Raw genomic sequence first — 18,544 nt, forward strand, 5'->3', positions numbered from 1 at the left:
GGCAGAAAGGACGAGTAAGACCATCCGATCCACGCGCAAAACACCTGATCAACGCGCAGGTTCTGGTTGAGTGGATGCTGTACGTTGCACTATCCAGCGCAAGCGACGAAGCGGACATCAACTCGCGTAACGCCCTCTCAGGAGGGAGTGGCGAGAGGGAGGACGATCGGGGGCTGGACCTCGTCGTCCTGCGGGCTCGCTTCGGCGGCGCCCCGGATGCACAGGGTGGATGACCAGGCCACGGAGGACGGCTGGCCCAGGGTTACCACGCTGCCGACCTTGAAGCAGTAGCCGATCGTCGCGTCCAGACCGCCGACGGTGTAGGTGTTGCCGCCGCTCGTCGCCGACATCAGGCGGTCGCCGGGGGCCTGCTGGATGATCATCGGGTAGCCGTTCTTGCGTTCGGCCTTCCAGGACAGCGTGACCGTGGTGCCGTTGTCGGAGACCAGCTTGAGGCTTTTGGGGCGGTACGCGGCGACCGTGGCGGGGTTGGCGGTCTGGCGGGCCGGTGGGTCGGTGGCCGCGTCCGGTTGCCGCGACTCGTCCGATGCGGTCGGGAGTTTCGACGGCTGCTGGTCGGCCTGTGAGGGTGCGTCGGTCGCCGAGCCGTCGGGTGCGGTCGTGCCGGTATTTTGCGTCGGATCGGTGCCTTGCGTGGTGCCGCCGTCGGACTGGGTGCCGGAGGTGCCGTCGGAGTGGGTGCCGGAGGTGTCGTCGGAGGTGCCGGTGGCGGCGGCCGGTTGTCCGTCGGCCGTGGTTCTGGCGCTCATCGCCAGGGCCACGCTGCCCACGCCCACCAGCACCGCCAGCGCCGACGCCCCCGCCACGAACAGCGGCACCTTGCTGCTCCGCCCGCCCGGCCGCGCGGGCGACGGGGATGCCGGGGCAGCCTCGGGGGCGGGCGGCAGGAACGGCTGCGGCCCGGCCGGGGGGCTGACCTGAGAGCGGTCCGGATCCACCGTCCACACCAGCTCCCGGGGACCCGACTGCTCATGACTCGCCTGGCCCTCCACCATCGGCGGCCTCGCGGTGAGGGGTTGCCCAAGATCGGCGGACAGGCGTGCCGCGAGCGGCCGGCCTGCATTCGCGGTGGGCAGGCGGGCGGTCGAGGGATGGCTTGCTTCGGTGGGTGGGAAGCGGGGCGTGGAGGGGTGGCTTGCCTCGCCCAGCGGGAGAAGGGGCGCGGAGGGTTGGCCGGCTTCGGCGGGAGAGAGGGGATGGACGGAGGCGCGCGGGCGCGATGATGAGGCGGCTGCGGCGAGGTCGTCGGCGCTCGGGCGGGCCCCCGGGTCCTTGGACATGGACTTGGTCAGGATCGCGGCCAGGTCGGCCGGGACCGTGGCGGGCAGCGGGGGAGGGGCCTCCGTGAGGACGCCGAGCACGAAACGTGCCGTGCTCCCCGGCCCGTCCAGGGCGAACGCGGGCCGCCCCGCCAGCAACTCGTACGCCATGGACGCCAGCGCGTACACATCCGAGGCAGGCACCGGCGGATGCCCTTCGAGCTCCTCCGGCGAGGCGTGCACCGAGGGCAGCGTCCCGTCCGGCAGTTCGACGATGGACATCAGCGCCGACATGGCGTATCCCGTGAGCACCACCCCGCCCCCGGTCATGACCACGTTCTCGGGCTTGACGCGCCCGTGCGCCCCGCCCGCCGCGTGCGTGGCCGCGACCGCGCGCGCGACCGCCCTGAGCAGGCCGGTCGCCTGCTCCAGCGGCATCGGCAGGCTCCGCCCCGGCCGTTCGGCGAGCGTGAGCCCGTCGTGCGGCGGCGTCACCAGGTACGGCCGCCCGTCCCCGGTCGCCCCCACCTCCAGCACCGGGATCACACTCTCGTGTGCCGCCAGTTCCTCGGGGAAGCCGAAACCGCGGACGATGCGCTTCAGCGCCCGCTTGTCCACCCGATGGCAGGCGAGCGTCTTGACCAGCACCTCCGTGCCCTCGCCTGCGGAACGCGCCAGGTGCACGGTCCAGGGGCCGTCCTGACCGGCCCGCTCAACCAGTTGGTAGCCGCGGACCCGTTCGGCGATCACCGTCATGCGATCACGGACGGGCCGCCCATGTCATCGCTCTCGAACGCCTCGTCCTCCACCAGCGCCATCCTGGTCCGCTCCCGCTCGCGATCCTGCCCGGCGCCCTGACCGCCCATCGGCGGCATCATACCCATCGGCATGCCGCTCGTCCCGGCCTTGCCGCCGGCCAGCGGGTTCGTCGGCCCGCCGAGCTGCGTGGCCGCGGTGGTCCCTGAGGTAACGCCGGGGCCACTGCTGTGGGGGAGATTCGTGGTCGTGTTCGGGACGCTCGACGGCACAGTGGGCTGGGGCACGCTCGACAGATCGGTCGTGGACGGCGTCTGCGAAAGGTCGGGGGTTTTCGGCGTGTCGAGGGAGGGATTCTGCAGGTCAGGGGCGGTCTGGTCCTGAAGGGACGGGTTCTGGAGCGAGGGGTCCTGCTGGGCGGGATCCTGAAGCGAGGGATCCTGAAGTGACGGGTCCTGCTGGGTCGGGTCCTTCTGGGAAGGGTCCGTGAGCGAAGGGTCCTGGAGGGACGGGTCGGTGAGTGAGGGGCCGTCGCCGAAGTCGGGCGTGTCGTACGGCGAGGTCAGGGGAGAGCCCGTGTACGGCGAGCCGGTGGGCATGCTGGGCATGCTGAACTGCGGCCCGAGCGGCGAGTCCGTCATCCCCGTCTGCGGCGCCGTGGTGCGCTGCTCCATCTTGGGGCTGATGGATTGGTACACCTCCACGATGAACCGGTTGAGCTGCTGGAGATGATGCCGCGCCATGGCGTGGGCGTTCGTGCCCGTGTGCCCGATGTCGTCGCCGACCCAGTCGTCCAGGTCGGTCACGAACCCCAGTTCGCCCGTCCTGGGCACGTTGTTCTGGAACCAGGGCAGGACCTCCTGCCCGTACCAGACGAGGGGCTGACCCACGGACTTGGCGGCGAAGCCGAGGCGGGTGAGGTCCCGCTGGAGTTCCCCCACCTTCTCGAAGACCTTCTGCAGGGTCTCGCCGCCCAGCGTCTCGGCGAGGCGGCCGGACTCGCGGTGCAGCACCTCCACCGAGTTGGAGCACATCTCAGCGATCTCGTTGCACTTTTTCCCGGCCTCGACGATCTTGTCGGGACTGGTGCTCTGGATGAGGTCGGAGATGTCGTCGCTGCTGTCCGCGTCCCCGCCCAGCACCGCCGTGCCGTTGATCTGCGGCGCTTTAGAGCTTTTGAGGTCCCTTTGCCAGTAGTCGGTCATGCGGTCCCCGTCACTTCTTCTTCATGCCGCTCGCGATGCTCTGGTCGGCGTTCTTCGCGGTCTGCACGGTTTCGTCGAGCGCCTGCACCACGGCCTCGTACATCGTGTAGATGCGCGTGATGGCCTGACCCAGCGTGCTCTGCGCCGTGTCCGTGGTGGCCTTCAGGTCCTTGGCGGCCGTCCACCGGCCGAGGTCGGTTTCGGACAGCTCGTCGAGCGTGAGTCGTTCTGAAAGGCCCGGCCCGCCGACCTCGCCCCGCAGGAGCTTGAGCTCCTGGCGGAGGCGCTCCACCGGGGAGGACGGGAGGGCATTGCCCGCGGCGTCCTCATACTCGCCGATCTTGATGAACAGGTCCTTCTTCGCCGTGCCCGGGTCCACGCGATTGCCGGCGAGTTGCTCGTCCAGTTGCGCCTGCGTCGGCGCGGCCGGAGGCTCGGGGGGATAGCCGCCATTGCGTTTGTTGTGGATGTGGTCGGCGTAGGCTTCCTCAACGGTGTCCTGGGTGTAGTCGAACTCCTCTTGGGAGGAGATGCCGTCCTCGTTGCCGACGATTATCTTCGGCCGCGCGAGCACCGATTCGCCGACGCCCGGCCTGGGAATGCCGCGCGCGTCGCCGCCCTCTTCCACAGGTACTGTCATGCTCACTCTCCGCGCCCACAACGATGGACATGCCAGGCACCTGCCTACCTGGTCCGCCGCCTCGCGAAGCTTCATTTCAAGATATTTCTAAGAGAGCCACGACGAATCCGAAATATCGGCAGACTCCGGTACCGTGCCTCTTCCCTGGTACGGCGCCGCCCTCGGCCTGGTGCTCGCCCTCATCCCCACCCCGACCCCGACGCGTACGGTCACCTGCGACCCTGAGCCGGGCGTCGCGGAGGTCACCGGCACGCCGTGGCCGCAGGAGCGGCTGAGGTTCCAGCAGGTGTGGCGGCTGACCAAGGGCGAAGGGGTGACGGTCGCCGTCGTGGACAGCGGCGTGGACGCCGCACACCCCCAGCTCGCCGGCGTCGTCACCCGCCAGGTGGACCTCACGAACACGGACCCGCGCGACTGCGTCGGCCACGGCACGGCGGTGGCCGGGATCATCGCCGGACGCGACCTCACCTCGCGCGGCGTGCCCGTGATGGGCGTCGCGCCGGCCGCCGCGATCCTGTCGATCAAGCAGACCGAGGGGCAGCAGGGGGACGTGTCGCGGCTGGCCGAGGGCATCAGGCGGGCCGCGGATCTGGGCGCGGAGGTGATCAACGTGTCCGTGCAGGCCCACGACGCGCCCGAGTTGAAGACGGCGGTGACGTACGCGCAGAGCAAGGACGCGGTCATCGTGGCGGCTGCGGGCAACGTCAAGCAGGACGACGGGGCGGTCACGCCCGCGTACCCGGCCGAGTACCCCGGCGTGGTCGCGGTCGGCTCCGCCTCGCCGGACGGCACGAAGTCGGAGTTCTCCAACACCGCCACCCGTATCTCGGTAACCGCTCCGGGCGCGGGAGTGACGAGTTCGTGGACGGGCGGCGGCTACCGTACGGGGCTGGACGGGACGAGCTTCGCCGCCCCCTTCGTGTCGGGCGTCGCCGCCCTGATCAGGGCCAGGCACCCGGACCTCGACCACTGGCAGGTCAAGCGCCGGCTGGAGCAGACGGCCGAGGGCGGCGGCGCGACGGGAACCGGGGCGGGGCTCGTCAACCCGCTGCAGGCGGTCACCTCGGTGCTGCCGGCCGCCGAGGAGAGCGAGGCCGCCGCGCCGCCCGTCGTCCTGGCCAGAGCACCGGTCCCGGACGCGCGCACCCGGAACCTCGCGATCGGCATCGCCGCGGGCGCGGCCGTGGTCACGGCGTTGGTCGTGTTCCTGGCGTTGATGCTGCCCAGAGCCCGCCGGCGGGGGTGGCGGGCCGGGGGCGGCGCGACGTTTACAGGAAAGTTGAAATCGTAGCTCCGGCTGACAAAGGCCGTTTACGTTGATCCAGCAATAAGCAACCCGGCCGAATTCGGGTTCACCAGATCCGGGAGGAGAACCGTGGCATATCAGCCGACGACATTTGAAGAGGGCAGCCAACACAGTGCGGCGGAACGCGCACAGGCCGCCGTCGCCAACATCGAGCAGATCCGCAACCGGCTCCAGCAGATCCCGGAAACGCTCGGCGGCGCTTGGCAGGGCGAGGCGGCGAGCACCTATGTGCAGGTGCTCAACGAATGGACCCCGCAGTTCCAGAAGGTCATCAACGCGCTCGGCGTCATCGGGGAGAACCTGAAGGCCACCGACGTCCAGTACAACGAGGCGAGCACCCAGGCGAACGACGTCGCCGCGAGACTCCGGCAGTCGCTCGACGCGTCGGCCTGATGAGCAATCCCACGATTCAGCCAAGGGGAGATGACCGTGACCGGTGACTCGAGAATCATTCTCGCTAATTTCGACCAGATGGAGGAGATCTCGGCCGAGCTCGGCCGGGCTTACGCCAATCTCGTCGGCGAACTGACGGACCTGGAGGCCGACCTCAAGGTCCTGGAGACCTGGGAAGGCTCGGCCAAGGGCGTCTACCTCGACGCCAAGCGCCAGTGGAACGAGGCCGTGGTCTCCATGGGCGACACCATGCAGCGCTTCGCGCCTTCGCTCACCGACGCGACCGAGATCATGAAGGAGGCGGAGAACGCCAACGTCCGCCGCTGGGGCACCTGAGCAGCGTGAACGAGCCGCTCATCGACCCGGCGACCGCCGGGGACCAGGCGATGTGCAAGCCGGAGGCGCTGCTCGACGCGGCCGGCCGGCTGACCACGGACCTGCTGCCGCAACTGGAGGCGCTGCGCTTCCACTTGCTCGACCTGCCGCCGGGCGCGGCGGGCACGTGGGACATCGCCCAGGGATACGCCGAGACCGTGGGCCGGGCCCGGCAGGCCACCGGGGATTCGGTGCAGTTCGTGGTGGAGCAGATCCAGCGGGTCATCGACGACCTGGCGGCCACCGCGAACACCGTGCGGGACGCCGACCAGCGGGCCGCCGGCGTGGTGCCCCGGACGAACAGCACGGGATAGAGGGGACGCGTGCCGGAACCAATACCGATCAAGAACGGCTGCCTGCAGGGCGGGAACACCAACCTGTACGGCAACCGTGACGCGATCCGGGTGTTGATCATGGGGACCAGGCCGGAGGAGTTCGGGCCGGTGGCGGACTCGTACCGGAAGACGGCCGATCTGCTCACCACCACGATCACCACGCTCGGAGACAGCGCCGCCCGCCTGGTCGCGGACGGGAACTGGGGCGGCGAGTCCGCCAGGGCCATGCTGACCCGCATGAACCGGCTGCAGGCGTACTTGCGGTCGTTGCGGGACGGGGTGAACGGCGTCCCGCCCGCGCTGGTCGACGCGAGCGCGGCGCTGGCCGAGGCGAAGAAGACGTTCGACCAGACCACCAAGCCCGTGCACGCCTACGCGATGGGGGCGGGGTCGACCGATCCCGACGAGCCCGTCAACGACCCGGACGGGGCGGCCAGGGCGGTCATGACGCAGCTCAACGGCGCCTACCGCAACGCCCACACGGCTCTGCCCGACCGGCTTCCGTGGGACGCCGCGCTGGCCTCGCCGGCGCCGTACCTGCCGGCCGTCGCACCTGGACCGACACCGACGCAGGGCGGCGACCTGCGGTACGAGGACACGGTTCCGGCACGGTCGTCGGAGCTGGCCCAGGCAGCCGGCCACCAGCAGACCTCGCCGGGTTCGCCGCCCGGCGCGTCCCCGGCCCAGCCGCCGGTGTCCACCGCTCCAGTGACCGGCGGCACCCTGGCACCCGGCACTCCGGCACTCACCGTCCCGGCGGGAACCGGTCAGCTCAGCGGCGCGACTTCGAGCAACGGGCAGACCCCCACGACCGGCACCTCCACGCAGCCCTCCACGAGCGGCGCCGGACAGCCCAACGCCAACGGGCAAGTGCCCGCGGCGAGCACGCCTGTCACCCCATCCGCACGTCCCACCACGCCGGCCCCCAGCTCGACCGGCAACCAGAACACCGGCCGCGCGGCCGACCCGTACACCAGGACGGCCCAGGAGAGCGGCGGTCCGTCCGTGCGGGCGGGCAGCGTCCCGGTCGTGGACGGCTCATGGAACGGGAGCAAGCCGCCGGCGAGCGGCGGCGGGGCAGGCGGGACCGGCACGAGCGGCATGCCGTTCATGCCCATGTCCGGCGCCGCGGCACCGGACAACCGCTCCAGCAGCCGTCCGATGACGTCGAAGAGCGACGACGACTTCTTCCGGCCGGAGGTCGACTGCGGCCCGCCGGTGGTGGGGTGAGCGCATGACCTCCGACAGTGTCCGGGTGCAGATCGACTCCGTCCGCGAGATGGGCCGTCTCCTGGCCGAGACCCCCATGCGGGACCTGGAGTCGATGAACGAGACGATCGCGCAGGTGCGGCTCTCCTCCGGTGCGCACGGGGCGTTCGGCGTGCTGGGCGCGGCGCTCGGGAGCGCGTGCGACGAGGTCAAGGAGAACGCGCAGCGCTACCTGCAGGAAAAGCGCGGTCAACTGGCCGATCTCCACGAGAAGGCGATGGACACGGCCAACACCTACGTGGACGGCGAGAACAGCGCGACCACCGTCGCCGCTGATATGCGGGCCCGCACATGATCGAGCAGCCCTGGTCGGTCATCGAGGGCACGGCGATGGCCGTGACCGGCGCGCAGCTCCTGGGCTGGGGCCGCGCCCGCTACGCACTGCTGATCCTGCCCCTCATGTACGGCGACTCCGCCCAGCAGCGGGCGGCCGCCGAGGCGTACGAGTCGCTGGCCACCTCGATGCGCGCGCACCCCGACCTCGTCCACGAGGCGGCCAGGAACGTCAAATGGAGCGCCGGCAGCGCGACACTCGCGAAGAACGAGGTGACGGCCTACGCCGACGACACCGCCGACAAGGCCGCCTCTCCGCAGGGGACGGCCGACACCCTGAACGTCACCGCCGACGTGTACGACGTCCTGGGCAAGGCCGTCTTCGGCATTGGCGCGGGCATCCTCACGGCCGGCGTGCTGCGTACGATCTCCCAGGTGAACCCGTTCACCAGAGCTGTGGGCGAGGTGGCCGCCACCGTGTTCGGCCGCCGGGCGGACCAGCAGGCCGGCGCGATGGCGGCCGAGGCGAAGGGGTTCCTGTCGAGCGGCCAGAGCGTGCTGGCCAGGGTGGGAGAGCGGCTCGCGACGGTGTCGACGGGCAAGAAGGTCATGGGTGGCGCGGCGGTGGTGGGCGCCGAGGTGATGGGTCAGCAGGCGGTGGCCTCCAACCTCACCGGCACGAGCCTGGACAGCACCCAGTTGAAGGCATCCGCCCAGCTGCCGCGGATCGAAACGGAGGCGTGATGTTCGACGAGGGTGCCATGGACCGGCTGATCGCCGAGGCCCAGCGACCGGTGGAGGGCCTCGACGAGCTCCATCAGCAGGTCCTCACCGTCAAAGGGCAGGCCGAGGACGCGGACAAGCTGGTCCGGGTCGAGTGCTCGGCGCAGGGCGTCACCGGCCTGGAGATCGACCCCAGGGCCATGCGCTGGGGCTCGCAGCGCCTGTCGGAGACGATCCTGCGGCTGATCGCCGAGTCCCTGGCCGACCTGCAGGCCCAGTCGGTCGAGCTGATGCGCGACGTCCTGGGGGACGGCCCGCTCGACCTGTCCGCCGAGGACAACCCGGCCGACCTGCGCATGCGGACGGCCAGGGAGGCGTACGAGGGGGCCATGGACCAGGCCGTCGCCGAGCTGGCCAGGATCGAACGCGGCCTCTAGGAGCCCAGGTAGGCGGTCTGGATGAGCTTCTCGCCAGACCGCCGATCCACATAAAGCCCGCGCCCGGCGGGAAGCTGCCTGGGCCGTACGTTGCCGAAGAGCTGCCCCTCGTCCCTGGGCCCCGACAACATGACGGCGGGAGAGTTCATCTCCTTCAGCCGCCGCACCACCGGATCCAGCATGCTGCGCCCCGCCCCGCCCATGGCCCGCGCCAGCACCAGGTGCAGCCCGATGTCCCTGGCCTGCGGCAGCAGCTCGCCGAGCACGGTCAGCGGATTGGCCGAGGTCGCCACCAGGTCGTAGTCGTCCACGATCACGTACAGGTCGTGCCCGTTCCACCAGCTCCGCGTGCGCAGTTGCTCCGAGGTGAGGTCGGGCGGCGGCAGACGGTCCTGCATCACCTCGTGCACCCCCTTGAGCAGGGTCATGGCGGCGGTGCTCGACGCGGCGTACCCGACGCGCTGTTCGGTGTCGGTGGCGTCCAGCAACGAGCGGCGGTAGTCGATGACCACGAACCTGGCCTGCTGGGGACCGGCGGCGATGCCCCGCGTGAGGAGCTTCAGCAGGTTGCTCTTGCCGCTCTCGGTGTCGCCGAACACCACGAAGTGCGGGTCGGCGCCGAAGTCCACCAGCACGGGCGCGAGCGCGGCCTCGTCGATGCCGATCGGGATCCGCCCGCCGTCCCCCGGCGGCAGCGTGTGCGCGGGCAGCAGGGCGGGCAGCAGCCGTACGGGCGGCGCCGGATGTTCGTGCCAGGCCGCCGCCACGGCCTCGACCAGCGCCGAGACGCCATCGGTCAGGTCGTCCGCCGTGGAGCGCCCGTCGATGCGCGGCAGGGCGGCCAGGAAGTGCAGCGACTCGCGGGTGAGCCCGCGTCCCGGCGCCCGCTCGGGCACGTTCGCGGCGGCCTTGCGGTCGATCTCGGAGTCGAAGGTGTCGCCGAGCCGCAGCTCCAGCCGGGTGCCGAGCAGGTCGCGCACCCCGGCGCGGAACTCCAGCCACCGGTTGGCGGTGCCGACGACGTGGATGCCGAAGCCGAGCCCGCGCGTGACCAGGTCCCCGATGTCGGGCTCCAGCAGCTCGTACTCCTGGCGCAGGATCGACCACCCGTCCACCACCAGGAACACATCGCCCCAGCCGTCGCCCTCGTAGGCGCCCGAGGCGACCATCCGCCGGTAGGTGGCCATGGAGTCGATCCCGCGCTCGACGAACAGCCGCTCGCGCCGGTCCAGCAGAGCCTTGACCTCGGCGACGGTCCTGCGTACCGCGTCGGCGTCCAGCCGCACGGCCACGCCGCCGACGTGCGGCAGCCCGGACAGCGCCGACAGTGTGCCGCCGCCGAAGTCGAGGCAGTAGAACTGCACCTCCTTCGGCGTGTGCGTGAGCGTGAGCGAGGCGATCAGCGTGCGCAGCAGCGTGCTCTTGCCGGTCTGCGGCGCGCCCACGATCGCGACGTTGCCCGCCGCGCCGGACAGATCCAGCCAGTACGGATCCCGCCGCTGGTCGAACGGGCTGTCCACGATCCCCGCCACGGCGTGCAGCCGTCCGGGCCGATCCTGGGAGCTGCCCGCCGCGGTGAGCCCGTGCCGGGGCGTGGCTTCGAGGCGGGGCAGGAGCTGGTCGAGCGGGGCGGGCTCCTTGAGTGGCGGCAACCAGATCCGGTGCGCCGCGGTTCCCCCCTCGGCCAGCCGCTCCACCACGATGTCCAGCAGGCTGTCCTGCCTGCCCTTGTCCTCCACGACCGGCGGCGCCTCGACCGCGGGCGGCATCGGAACACGTTCAGGGCCGTACCAGACGATCTTCCCGCGATGGCCGGAGCGTGCCGCCGGGGCCGGGCCCTGCGCCGCCCGGTACGGCCCCGACACGTACGCGGCCTTGAACCGCGTCATCCCGGTGGTCTCGAACATCAGGTACGCGTTGCCCGGCTCGGGCGGCAACGAGTACGCGTCCGCCACCCCCAGCACCGCCCGGCTCTCCGCCGCCGAGAACGTGCGCAGCCCGATCCGGTAGGACAGGTGCGTGTCCAGCCCGCGCAGCCGCCCCGCCTCCAGCCGCTGCGAGGCCAGCAGCAGGTGCACCCCGAGCGAACGCCCCAGCCGCCCGATCATCACGAACAGCTCGATGAACTCGGGCTTGGCCGACAACAACTCGCTGAACTCGTCGAGCACGATGAACAACGTCGGCAATGGCCGCAGGTCGGTCCCCTGCTCGCGGGCCTGCTCGTAGTCGCGCACCGAGGCGTAGTTCCCGGCCGAGCGCAACAGCTCCTGCCGCCGTACCATCTCGCCGTGCAGCGCGTCGTGCATGCGGTCGACCAGCGGCAGCTCGTCCTCCAGGTTGGTGATCACCGCGGAGACGTGCGGCAGCGTGTCCAGGCCGAGGAACGTCGCGCCGCCCTTGAAGTCGACCAGCACGAAGTTCAGCGTCTCGGAGGAGTGCGTGATCGCCAGCGCCAGCACGAGCGTGCGCAGCAGCTCGGACTTGCCGGAGCCGGTCGCGCCCACCACCAGCCCGTGCGGCCCCATGCCGCCCTGGGCCGCCTCCTTGATGTCCAGCTCGACGGGACGCCCGTCGGCGCCCAGGCCGATCGGCACCCGCAGCCGGTTCCTGACCGGGCGGGGCTGCCAGGTGACCCGCGTGGACAGGCGGCGCGCGTCGCCGAGCCTGAGCAGGTCGGTGAGCGTGGTGTTCGTGGAGAAGACGTCCCGCTCCTCCTCCTGGCCCGCCGTGCCGGTCCGCATCGGCGCGAGCTGCCTGGCCAGCGCGGCGAACGCGGGCAGCGCCATCCGGTCGGGCCGCCCCAGCCCCGACCTGACCTCCTTGCCCAGCTCGTCCTCGACGACCCTGGCCAGCTCATCGGGCCCGGCATCCAGGCGCAGGGTGAGCTGCGAGGGCGCCGGCGGGATCGCCCCGCCGAGGTCGATCACGGTCACGCCCTCGATCACGTCGAGCCCGAGCTGGCTCCCCGCCGGAACCGTGCCGCCGTCCACGACCACCACGTGGTACGGCACCGCCTCGGCCGACACCCCCTTGCTGAACCGGGGCCGGTCCTTCAGCTCGAACCCCAGCAGGTCGTCCAGCTCGCCCAGGTCGCCCGCGACCAGCCGCACCGGTCCGGCCCCGTCCTCCTCCGTGGGGTGCAGGGCGTGCGGCAGCCACTTCACCGGCTCCCACTCCCCGGCCCGCTCGCCCGAGACGCACACCGAGATCCGCAGGTCGTCCGGCGAGTGCAGCGCCGCCGCCTGGGCCAGCGTCGCCCGTACGAGGTCGCGGGCCACCACCGGGTCCCCGGTGAGCACGATCCGCGCGAACGAGTGCAGCGCCAGCGCCACCGGCAACCCGGGGACGGTGGCGTGCGTGCGGACGAACCGGCGCAGCGCGCCCGCCGTCATCGGGTCGAGGTCCTCGATCGGCCTGGTCTCCGGCGGGATCATCGGCAGCGCCAGCCGCTGCGCCGAGGTGGCGATCCTGATCTGGACGAAGTCGTCGTCGCGGGGCCGCCGCTCCCACAGCCGGGTGGTCATCACCAGCGACCAGAGGGCGACAGGGTCGGGGTGGTTCCAGGTCATGGAGCGGTGCTGCTGGGCGGCGGCCGTGCGGACCCGCTTCCTGACCTGCTCCAGATAGCGGTAGTAGTCGCGGCGCTGGCCGTTGAGCTGGTTCTTGCGCTCGCCGGCGTTGCGCATGATCTGGCCCACGCTCATGCCGAGCATCGAGACCGCGAACAGGCCGCTGGAGACCAGCATGATCGGGTTGCTCGCGGAGCCGCCGGTGAACATGAGCGCCATCGCGCCCGCCCCCGCGATCATCGGCAGGTACGTCAGAACCTGCGACAGCCCGCCGCCCGATACGGTCTCGGGAATCTCGGGCGGGGATTCGAGGAGCACCTCGCCCCCCGGGGGCTCCGGCGGCCGGCGCCGTTCCGGCCTGCGAACCACGATCTGGCTGCCGCTCACCAGCCCAATAAAAGTCCCTGACGTAGGGATATAAGCGATATTTCAAAATTCCTGAATGTTTTTCGGCCTTCGCGCCCGATGTCCTATCCATAAACTCGTCCGAGTGAGCGCCACCGGAACCGACCTGTGCCGGGTCACCGTCGTGACCCCGCGCGGATTCCTGGACCTGGGCCTGCCGCCGGACATCCCGCTGGGCAACCTGCTGCCGACCGTGCTGCGCATCGCCGGCGAGGGGCTGGCCGAGGCGGGCCTGGCCCACGGCGGCTGGGTGCTCCAGCGGCTCGGCGGCCGGCCCTTCGACCCGAACGTGACCCTGTCCGACCTGGCCGTGCACGACGGCGAACTGCTGCACCTGCGCCCGCGCGGCCACGAGCTGCCCGAGGCCGTCTTCGACGACGTCGCCGACGCGGTGGCGACCGGCGTGCTGGAGCGCACCGGGCGCTGGCTACCGGCCACCACCAGGACCTACGGCCTGCGCGCCGCCGCCGCCCTGCTCGGCCTGGGCGCCGTCGCGCTGCTGCGGACCGGGCCGCCCTGGCCGCCGACCGCCCTGGTGGCGGGTGCCGTGGCGCTGGTGCTGCTGGTGGTGGCCGTCGCGCTGTCACGCGCCCTGGGCGACGCCCGCTCCGGGGCCGTGATCGGGTACGCGGCCCTCCCGTACGGCTTCGTCGCGGGCCTGGTCGGGCCTGCCTCCGGCCAGGCCGTCCTCCAGCCCGACACCCTGCTGTCGGCCTCCGGCGTGGTGCTGATGCTGGCCACGGCGACCGGGTTCGCGGTGGCGCAGGGGCTGCCCGCCTTCCTCGGCGTGGCCGCCGCCGCGCTCTGCGGGCTGCTGGGCTCGGGCGTGGTCATGGCGTTCGGCCTGCCCGCGGCGGGGGTGGCGGCGGTGCTGGCCGCGATCGCCGTCGGGCTGACCACGGCCATCCCCTCGTTGTCGTTCCGGCTGGCCGGGATGCCGCTGCCCGCGCTGCCGACGACGGCGGAGGAGCTGCGGCGGGAGAGCGGCGACCTGGACGGCGAGCTGGTGATCGACAAGACCGTGGTCGCCGACCGCTTCTGCGCCGGGCTGCTCGGCGCGGTCGCGCTGGTGGTGCTCGGCGCGCAGGTGCTGCTCGTGCTGGACGGCACCTGGGCCGCGCTGGCGATGAGCGCCGCGCTGTCGTTGTCGCTGCTCATGCGGGCCCGCGTCTTCGAGGGCCGCGGCCAGCGCGCCTGGCTGCTGACCACGACGCTGCTCGGAGTCGCGTTCCCGGCCGGGGCCACCGCGCTGGCGGCGCCGGGCGGGACGGTGCTCTACCTGGTCGTGCCGGGGCTGGTGGTGCTGGCCCTGGCCGTGGCGGGGACGGCGCTGTGGCTCGCGTCGGCGCGCCCGTCCCCGTTCTGGGGCCGCGCGGGCGACATCTTCGACATCCTGCTGATGATCGCCCTGGTCCCGCTGTCGCTGGCCGTGATGGACCTGTACGAGACCATCCGCGGCCTGGTCAGCTAACTCCGGTTCCTGACCACGTCCTCCAGGCTCATCTCGCCGTCCGAGGTCCTGACCTGCCAGTCGAACGACCCCGTCGCGGCCGGCAACTGCTGCCCCTGCCCCGGATCGGTGAACGTGGCCGCCTTCGAGCGGTCGACGGCCGCCTCGCCGAAGTCGATCTTCGCGGCGCCGTCCGGCCGCATGAACGCGAGCTGCATGGCCGCCGTTCCGCCGATCCCCGCCGCGACCGCGCTCAGCACGTCCTTGAGCCCGAGCGAGCCCAGGAAGCGCTGCAACTGCCCGGACGCGGCGGCCAGGGACGCGTTCGCCTGGGCCGCCGTCGTCCGCATGGCGACCCGCGCGGCCGGCCTGGTCTGCGGGACCAGGGCGAGCGCCTGCAACGACAGCAGCCGCAGGTACGTGCTCTGCGCGATCTTGGCCGCCGCCACCCAGTAGACGGCGAACCCGTCGCCGATGTTGTCCACGTGCCCGGCCACCCACTGCACGTTCGTACGGAAGGCGTCGAGCTGTCCCCGCAGCTCGTTGGCCGCGCGCACGAACGCCTTCTGGTCCTCGGCGACCCAGTTCTGCCCCGAGGCGTTGATCACGGCGGTGAGCGCGTTGTTGCCGCCCTTGTCGAGCCGGCCGCCCGCGCCCGCCTGGAGGTTGGCGGCGGTCGTCCAGATCGCGGGGACGTTCGCCACCGCCGGCAGCGTGGCCAGCAGGCCGAGCGCGATCGACGGCTCCAGCCTGGCCGCCTTGCGCAGCACGTTCTGCACCTCGGCGGGATCGGGCGGGCTCTGCTTCGAGCGCAGCGGGGACCCGTCACGGGCCCGGCCCGCCACCCTGGGCACCCGGCTCACGGCTTCCGCCCGACCCGCCGCACGATCAGGTCCTCGGCCGTGCGCCAGTTCCGCTCGGCGAAGCTCAGGTCCTCGCTCTCCCACTTCGTCAGCACGGCGTGCGCGGCCTCGGCGTCGTCGACGAAGGAGTCGATCATCGACCGGTAGAGCGCGCCCACGGTCCACTCGCCGATCGGCCCCCAGCCGGGGAAGTCGATCGACTTGTTCTCCTCCAGGATCTGGCGCACCTCGGTGAAGATCGGCAGCAACTCGTCCCTGATGCCCCGGCGGACCTCACTGATCGCGTCGGGGGTGATGTAGCGCGTGTCCACGGATGTCATCCTGTAACGCGCGGGGCCCTTGGTGTGCGAACGTCATTTACTGATCATTAACCGTTCTTGTGTCGGATACCGCGCCGCTTCCATGTCTTTATCCCGATAAATTGGAGCAAGCAGGGACTCGTGTGATGTGAGGGGCGGAGTGCACAGTCAGCGCGACCTTTATCAGGCCTATCGCCTCACCATCCAGCGCATCGGCCTGGCGCTGCTGCGCGCCCAGCCCAACCAGCCGGAGTGGCCGCTGCGCCGGCAGAACATCGGGTTCATGGCCGGGATCATGGTCGCGGTCCTGCTCTGCGTCGGCTTCGCCGTCTTCGGCCTGCTGCGCCCCAGCGGCACGAAGTCCCTGGAGGACCCGGGCACGCTGATCATCGAGCGCGAGACCGGGGCGCGGTTCGTCTACAACGACGGCCGGCTCATCCCCGTCGCCAACTACGCCTCCGCCCGTCTCGTCCTGAACTCGGGTCAGGTCAAGGAGCGGGTCGTCGCGCGGGAGGCGCTCACCTCCTACGAGCGGGGCGCGGCCATCGGCATCCCCGGCGCCCCCGACTCGTTGCCCGCCCCGGCCAACCTGGCCAAGGGGCCGTGGGCGGCGTGCGTGCGGGAGCGGGCCGAGCCGACCGGGCGCAAGCCGTACGTGATGCTGGTCGCGGGCCGTCAGATCGGCGGCAAGCCGGTCGCCGAGGGGGACGCGCTGCTGGTGGACGTGGGCGGGCAGACGTGGGCGATCTGGCGCGGCACCCGCATGCGCGTGCCCGCGGGGATCGCGCGCGGGCTCACCGCCGCCGGCCCCGCCGCCGTGCCGGTGGCCTGGCTGAACGCGCTGCCGGAAGGCCCCGACCTGGCCGCCCCCGCGATCGGCGGGCGCGGCCGCCCGGTGACCGGTCCCGGCGGCAAGGCCGCCGCCGTGGGCCAGGTGTTCCTGGCGGGCGCGGTGGCCGGCGGCGAGCCCCGCTGGTACGTGCTGCTGTCCGACGGCCTGGCCCCCGTCACCCAGGGCCAGGCCACGCTCCTGCTGAGCGACCCCGACAGCAGGGCCGCCTACGGCGGGGGCGCGGTCAAGGAGATCCACGTCGACGCCGCCACCGCCAACGCCGCCCCCCACTCCCGCACCGCCATCGCCGCCGACGGCCTGCCCGCCGTGATGCCCCGCATGACCGCCTACGACCCGGCCAGTCCGCTCTGCGTCGTCTACGCGGAGACGGGCACCGGCTCCACCCGTGTCCGCCTCACCACCGGCGCCACGCTGCCCGTCGCACACGGCGACGCCACCGACCTCGTACGCCTCCCGCCCGGCCGCGCCGTCCTGGCCGGCGTGCTCCCCGGCGACGGTCAGCTCGACGTCGTCCAGTCGTACTACCTGGTCACCCCGGAGGGCCGCCGCTACGCCGTGCCCGGCGCCGACGTGCTGAACAAGCTCGGCTACGACGCCTCCCAGGCCACCCCGGTGCCCGTGAACGTGCTCCAGCTCATCCCCGAGGGACCGGTGCTCGACCCGGCGCGGGCCGCCAAGCCCGCGCTCGGTGAATCCGCTCAGTAACCCCGGTAGCCGCCGCCGGTCTTCATGCCCACCACGCCGGGCACGTTCGAGACCGAGCCGTAGCGGGCGATGGAGTACCGGACGCCCGCGATGATGTTGTCCACCGGGTTGTAGATGTCACCGTGCCCGGCCAGCTTGTAGCTGTTGAACGTGGGGTCGATGGTCTGCATCAGGCCCTTGGACGGCGTGCCCTTGGCCGCGTTGGAGTCCCAGTTGTTGATGGCGCTGGGATTTCCGCCCGACTCGTGCCTGATGATCATCCAGATGTCGTTCGGGTTCATCTTGTCCGCGGGGACGCCGTTCGCCTTGAGGATGGTGATGGCCTGGTTGATCCAGTCGGCCACCTGGCCCTGCGGGGCCGGCCCGCCGCCGGCGGGCGGGGGGCCGCTGGGGCCGTACCCGCCGAAGCCCACGGTGCCGGAGCCCGACGTGGAGCCGCCGCCGCCGGCCAGGGCGGTCAGCTGGCCGTCCACCTGCGCCGGATTCCAGCCGATCGGCTTGCCCTGCGCGGGGGTGAACGGCTGCGCGTCCGGCTCAGGCAGCTCCGAGGCGACGTCCGGGATCGTGCCGAGCGCGCTGTCGATCTTCCCGGCCACGTCGGACAGAGTGGAGCCGGTCTCCGTGACCAGCCGTTGCAGCGCCGTGCGCGACTGCTCCAGCATGGGCCGCATGGCCTGCGCGACCTGGTCCTCGATGGGCGGCGGGGCAGCCGCGGCGTTCTGGACGGCCTGCGCCTGTGACTGGGCGGTCCGCCGCTGCTCCTGCGCGGCGGCGGCGTACTGGTGGCAGATGTCCAGCGCCTGCGCCTCGGCGTCGCGCAGTGTCCGCGCGGCCGCGTCGAGGTGGCCCGCACACTCCTGAAGGGCCTGCCGCAGCCGGTCGCCGCAGCTCACCACCTTGCCCATGTAGGCGGTGAACGCGTCGGCGCTGTCGCCCTCCCACGCGCCGTCCACCTCGGCCGAGGCGGCGCTGAGCGCGCCCGTGTGCTCCTGCCCGGTGCCCGCCGCCGTGCTCCACGCCTGGGCCGCCGCACTGATCGCGCCCGGGTCGCCGATCACCTTGGCGGCCAGGTCCGCCAGCTCGCCGCCGCCGGGGGCGGCCCTGACCTCGTCGATCGCGCTCATCGGCGCACCGCGTTCTCGTCGGCGGAGGCGACCGTGCGCTCGACGGCGTCCAGCGTGCGGTCCACGGCCTCCAGACGGCTGCCCAGCGTCCTGCCGGCCTGCTCGGAGACCCGCGTCAGGTTGCCCGCCGCCGCGGACATGGCGGCCGACCCCGGCACGTTCCCGAACGCCGACGCCTCCAGCGCCGGGCCGACCAGCCCCGCGAAGGCGCCCGAGGCCGCCTTGGCCGCCGCGGCGCACCCGTCCAGCGCGTCCCGGTGGAACTTGAGCACCACGCCCCGCTT

At 71.9% G+C, this 18,544-nt stretch carries 18 protein-coding genes; 10 read left to right on the forward strand and 8 right to left on the reverse strand.

Features of this window, described 5'->3' with window-relative positions; translation table 11 throughout:
* Window positions 1–137: 137 nt before the first annotated feature.
* Genes ACFPZ3_RS08775 through ACFPZ3_RS08785 form a run of 3 tightly spaced genes read right to left on the reverse strand, consistent with a single transcriptional unit; the run spans window position 138 to window position 3,881 of the window.
* Complete coding sequence (locus tag ACFPZ3_RS08775; RefSeq protein ID WP_379513470.1) at window positions 138–2,036, reverse strand: protein kinase domain-containing protein; 1,899 nt, start codon at window positions 2,034–2,036, stop codon at window positions 138–140.
* A complete protein-coding gene (locus tag ACFPZ3_RS08780) occupies window positions 2,033–3,241 on the reverse strand; it encodes a hypothetical protein (RefSeq protein WP_379513471.1) in 1,209 nt (402 codons plus the stop codon). The genes ACFPZ3_RS08775 and ACFPZ3_RS08780 overlap by 4 nt, the downstream gene beginning before the upstream one ends.
* A gap of 10 nt (window positions 3,242–3,251) precedes the next feature.
* Entirely contained in the window at window positions 3,252–3,881 is a 630-nt protein-coding gene (locus tag ACFPZ3_RS08785; RefSeq protein ID WP_379513472.1) for a hypothetical protein, read from the reverse strand.
* Window positions 3,882–4,014: 133 nt separating this feature from the next.
* Between ACFPZ3_RS08785 and mycP the strand changes: the two genes are divergently transcribed.
* The 8 genes from mycP (at window position 4,015) to ACFPZ3_RS08825 (ending at window position 8,992) form a co-directional block, all read left to right on the forward strand.
* Complete coding sequence (gene mycP, locus ACFPZ3_RS08790; protein WP_379513473.1) at window positions 4,015–5,172, forward strand: type VII secretion-associated serine protease mycosin; 1,158 nt, start codon at window positions 4,015–4,017, stop codon at window positions 5,170–5,172.
* 84 nt (window positions 5,173–5,256) lie between these two features.
* A complete protein-coding gene (locus ACFPZ3_RS08795) occupies window positions 5,257–5,580 on the forward strand; it encodes a WXG100 family type VII secretion target (protein ID WP_379513474.1) in 324 nt (107 codons plus the stop codon).
* Window positions 5,581–5,616: 36 nt separating this feature from the next.
* Window positions 5,617–5,916: a WXG100 family type VII secretion target gene (locus ACFPZ3_RS08800; RefSeq protein WP_379513475.1), complete on the forward strand. Its 300-nt coding sequence runs from the start codon at window positions 5,617–5,619 to the stop codon at window positions 5,914–5,916.
* Window positions 5,917–5,921: 5 nt separating this feature from the next.
* Complete coding sequence (locus ACFPZ3_RS08805; protein WP_379513476.1) at window positions 5,922–6,269, forward strand: hypothetical protein; 348 nt, start codon at window positions 5,922–5,924, stop codon at window positions 6,267–6,269.
* A gap of 9 nt (window positions 6,270–6,278) precedes the next feature.
* A complete protein-coding gene (locus ACFPZ3_RS08810; protein ID WP_379513477.1) occupies window positions 6,279–7,520 on the forward strand; it encodes a hypothetical protein in 1,242 nt (413 codons plus the stop codon).
* A 4-nt stretch (window positions 7,521–7,524) separates the two neighbouring features.
* Window positions 7,525–7,854, forward strand: a complete 330-nt coding sequence (locus ACFPZ3_RS08815; protein ID WP_379513478.1) for a hypothetical protein — start codon at window positions 7,525–7,527, stop codon at window positions 7,852–7,854.
* A complete protein-coding gene (locus ACFPZ3_RS08820; protein WP_379513479.1) occupies window positions 7,851–8,576 on the forward strand; it encodes a hypothetical protein in 726 nt (241 codons plus the stop codon). The genes ACFPZ3_RS08815 and ACFPZ3_RS08820 overlap by 4 nt, the downstream gene beginning before the upstream one ends.
* Entirely contained in the window at window positions 8,576–8,992 is a 417-nt protein-coding gene (locus ACFPZ3_RS08825) for a YbaB/EbfC family nucleoid-associated protein (RefSeq protein WP_379513480.1), read from the forward strand. Before ACFPZ3_RS08820 ends, ACFPZ3_RS08825 begins: the two co-directional genes overlap by 1 nt.
* On the opposite strand, the gene eccCa is transcribed toward ACFPZ3_RS08825, so the two are convergent.
* Window positions 8,989–12,948: a type VII secretion protein EccCa gene (gene eccCa, locus ACFPZ3_RS08830; protein ID WP_379513481.1), complete on the reverse strand. Its 3,960-nt coding sequence runs from the start codon at window positions 12,946–12,948 to the stop codon at window positions 8,989–8,991. The genes ACFPZ3_RS08825 and eccCa overlap by 4 nt on opposite strands.
* Before the next feature lie 103 nt (window positions 12,949–13,051).
* Between eccCa and eccD the strand changes: the two genes are divergently transcribed.
* On the forward strand, window positions 13,052–14,437 hold the full coding sequence (gene eccD, locus ACFPZ3_RS08835; RefSeq protein WP_379513482.1) for a type VII secretion integral membrane protein EccD: 1,386 nt from the start codon (window positions 13,052–13,054) through the stop codon (window positions 14,435–14,437).
* Here the strand turns inward: eccD and ACFPZ3_RS08840 are convergent.
* Both ACFPZ3_RS08840 and ACFPZ3_RS08845 read right to left on the reverse strand, forming a co-directional pair.
* Window positions 14,434–15,279, reverse strand: coding sequence for a hypothetical protein (locus ACFPZ3_RS08840; RefSeq protein WP_379513483.1), 846 nt, complete (start codon window positions 15,277–15,279; stop codon window positions 14,434–14,436). The two genes, eccD and ACFPZ3_RS08840, sit on opposite strands and share 4 nt — an antisense overlap.
* Window positions 15,276–15,590, reverse strand: coding sequence for a hypothetical protein (locus ACFPZ3_RS08845; protein ID WP_379513484.1), 315 nt, complete (start codon window positions 15,588–15,590; stop codon window positions 15,276–15,278). The genes ACFPZ3_RS08840 and ACFPZ3_RS08845 overlap by 4 nt, the downstream gene beginning before the upstream one ends.
* Window positions 15,591–15,738: 148 nt before the next feature.
* Here ACFPZ3_RS08845 and eccB point away from each other — a divergent pair, with 148 nt between their 5' ends.
* A complete protein-coding gene (eccB, locus tag ACFPZ3_RS08850) occupies window positions 15,739–17,136 on the forward strand; it encodes a type VII secretion protein EccB (protein ID WP_379513485.1) in 1,398 nt (465 codons plus the stop codon).
* On the opposite strand, the gene ACFPZ3_RS08855 is transcribed toward eccB, so the two are convergent.
* On the reverse strand, window positions 17,130–18,260 hold the full coding sequence (locus ACFPZ3_RS08855; RefSeq protein WP_379513486.1) for a transglycosylase SLT domain-containing protein: 1,131 nt from the start codon (window positions 18,258–18,260) through the stop codon (window positions 17,130–17,132). The genes eccB and ACFPZ3_RS08855 overlap by 7 nt on opposite strands.
* Window positions 18,257–18,535 (reverse strand): hypothetical protein, encoded by a 279-nt coding sequence (locus tag ACFPZ3_RS08860; protein ID WP_379513487.1) that lies wholly within the window; start codon window positions 18,533–18,535, stop codon window positions 18,257–18,259. The genes ACFPZ3_RS08855 and ACFPZ3_RS08860 overlap by 4 nt, the downstream gene beginning before the upstream one ends.
* Between the last annotated feature and the right edge of the window lie 9 nt (window positions 18,536–18,544).

The organism is Nonomuraea insulae, from assembly GCF_042656245.1.

What these genes read in the sequence shown, in the direction of transcription:
- ACFPZ3_RS08775 (WP_379513470.1), bottom strand. Translation starts at nt 2,036, where the DNA reads ATGACGGTGATCGCCGAACGGGTCCGCGGCTACCAACTGGTTGAGCGG.
- ACFPZ3_RS08780 (WP_379513471.1), bottom strand. Translation starts at nt 3,241, where the DNA reads ATGACCGACTACTGGCAAAGGGACCTCAAAAGCTCTAAAGCGCCGCAG.
- ACFPZ3_RS08785 (WP_379513472.1), bottom strand. Translation starts at nt 3,881, where the DNA reads ATGACAGTACCTGTGGAAGAGGGCGGCGACGCGCGCGGCATTCCCAGG.
- ACFPZ3_RS08815 (WP_379513478.1), top strand. Translation starts at nt 7,525, where the DNA reads ATGACCTCCGACAGTGTCCGGGTGCAGATCGACTCCGTCCGCGAGATG.
- ACFPZ3_RS08820 (WP_379513479.1), top strand. Translation starts at nt 7,851, where the DNA reads ATGATCGAGCAGCCCTGGTCGGTCATCGAGGGCACGGCGATGGCCGTG.
- ACFPZ3_RS08825 (WP_379513480.1), top strand. Translation starts at nt 8,576, where the DNA reads ATGTTCGACGAGGGTGCCATGGACCGGCTGATCGCCGAGGCCCAGCGA.
- ACFPZ3_RS08855 (WP_379513486.1), bottom strand. Translation starts at nt 18,260, where the DNA reads ATGAGCGCGATCGACGAGGTCAGGGCCGCCCCCGGCGGCGGCGAGCTG.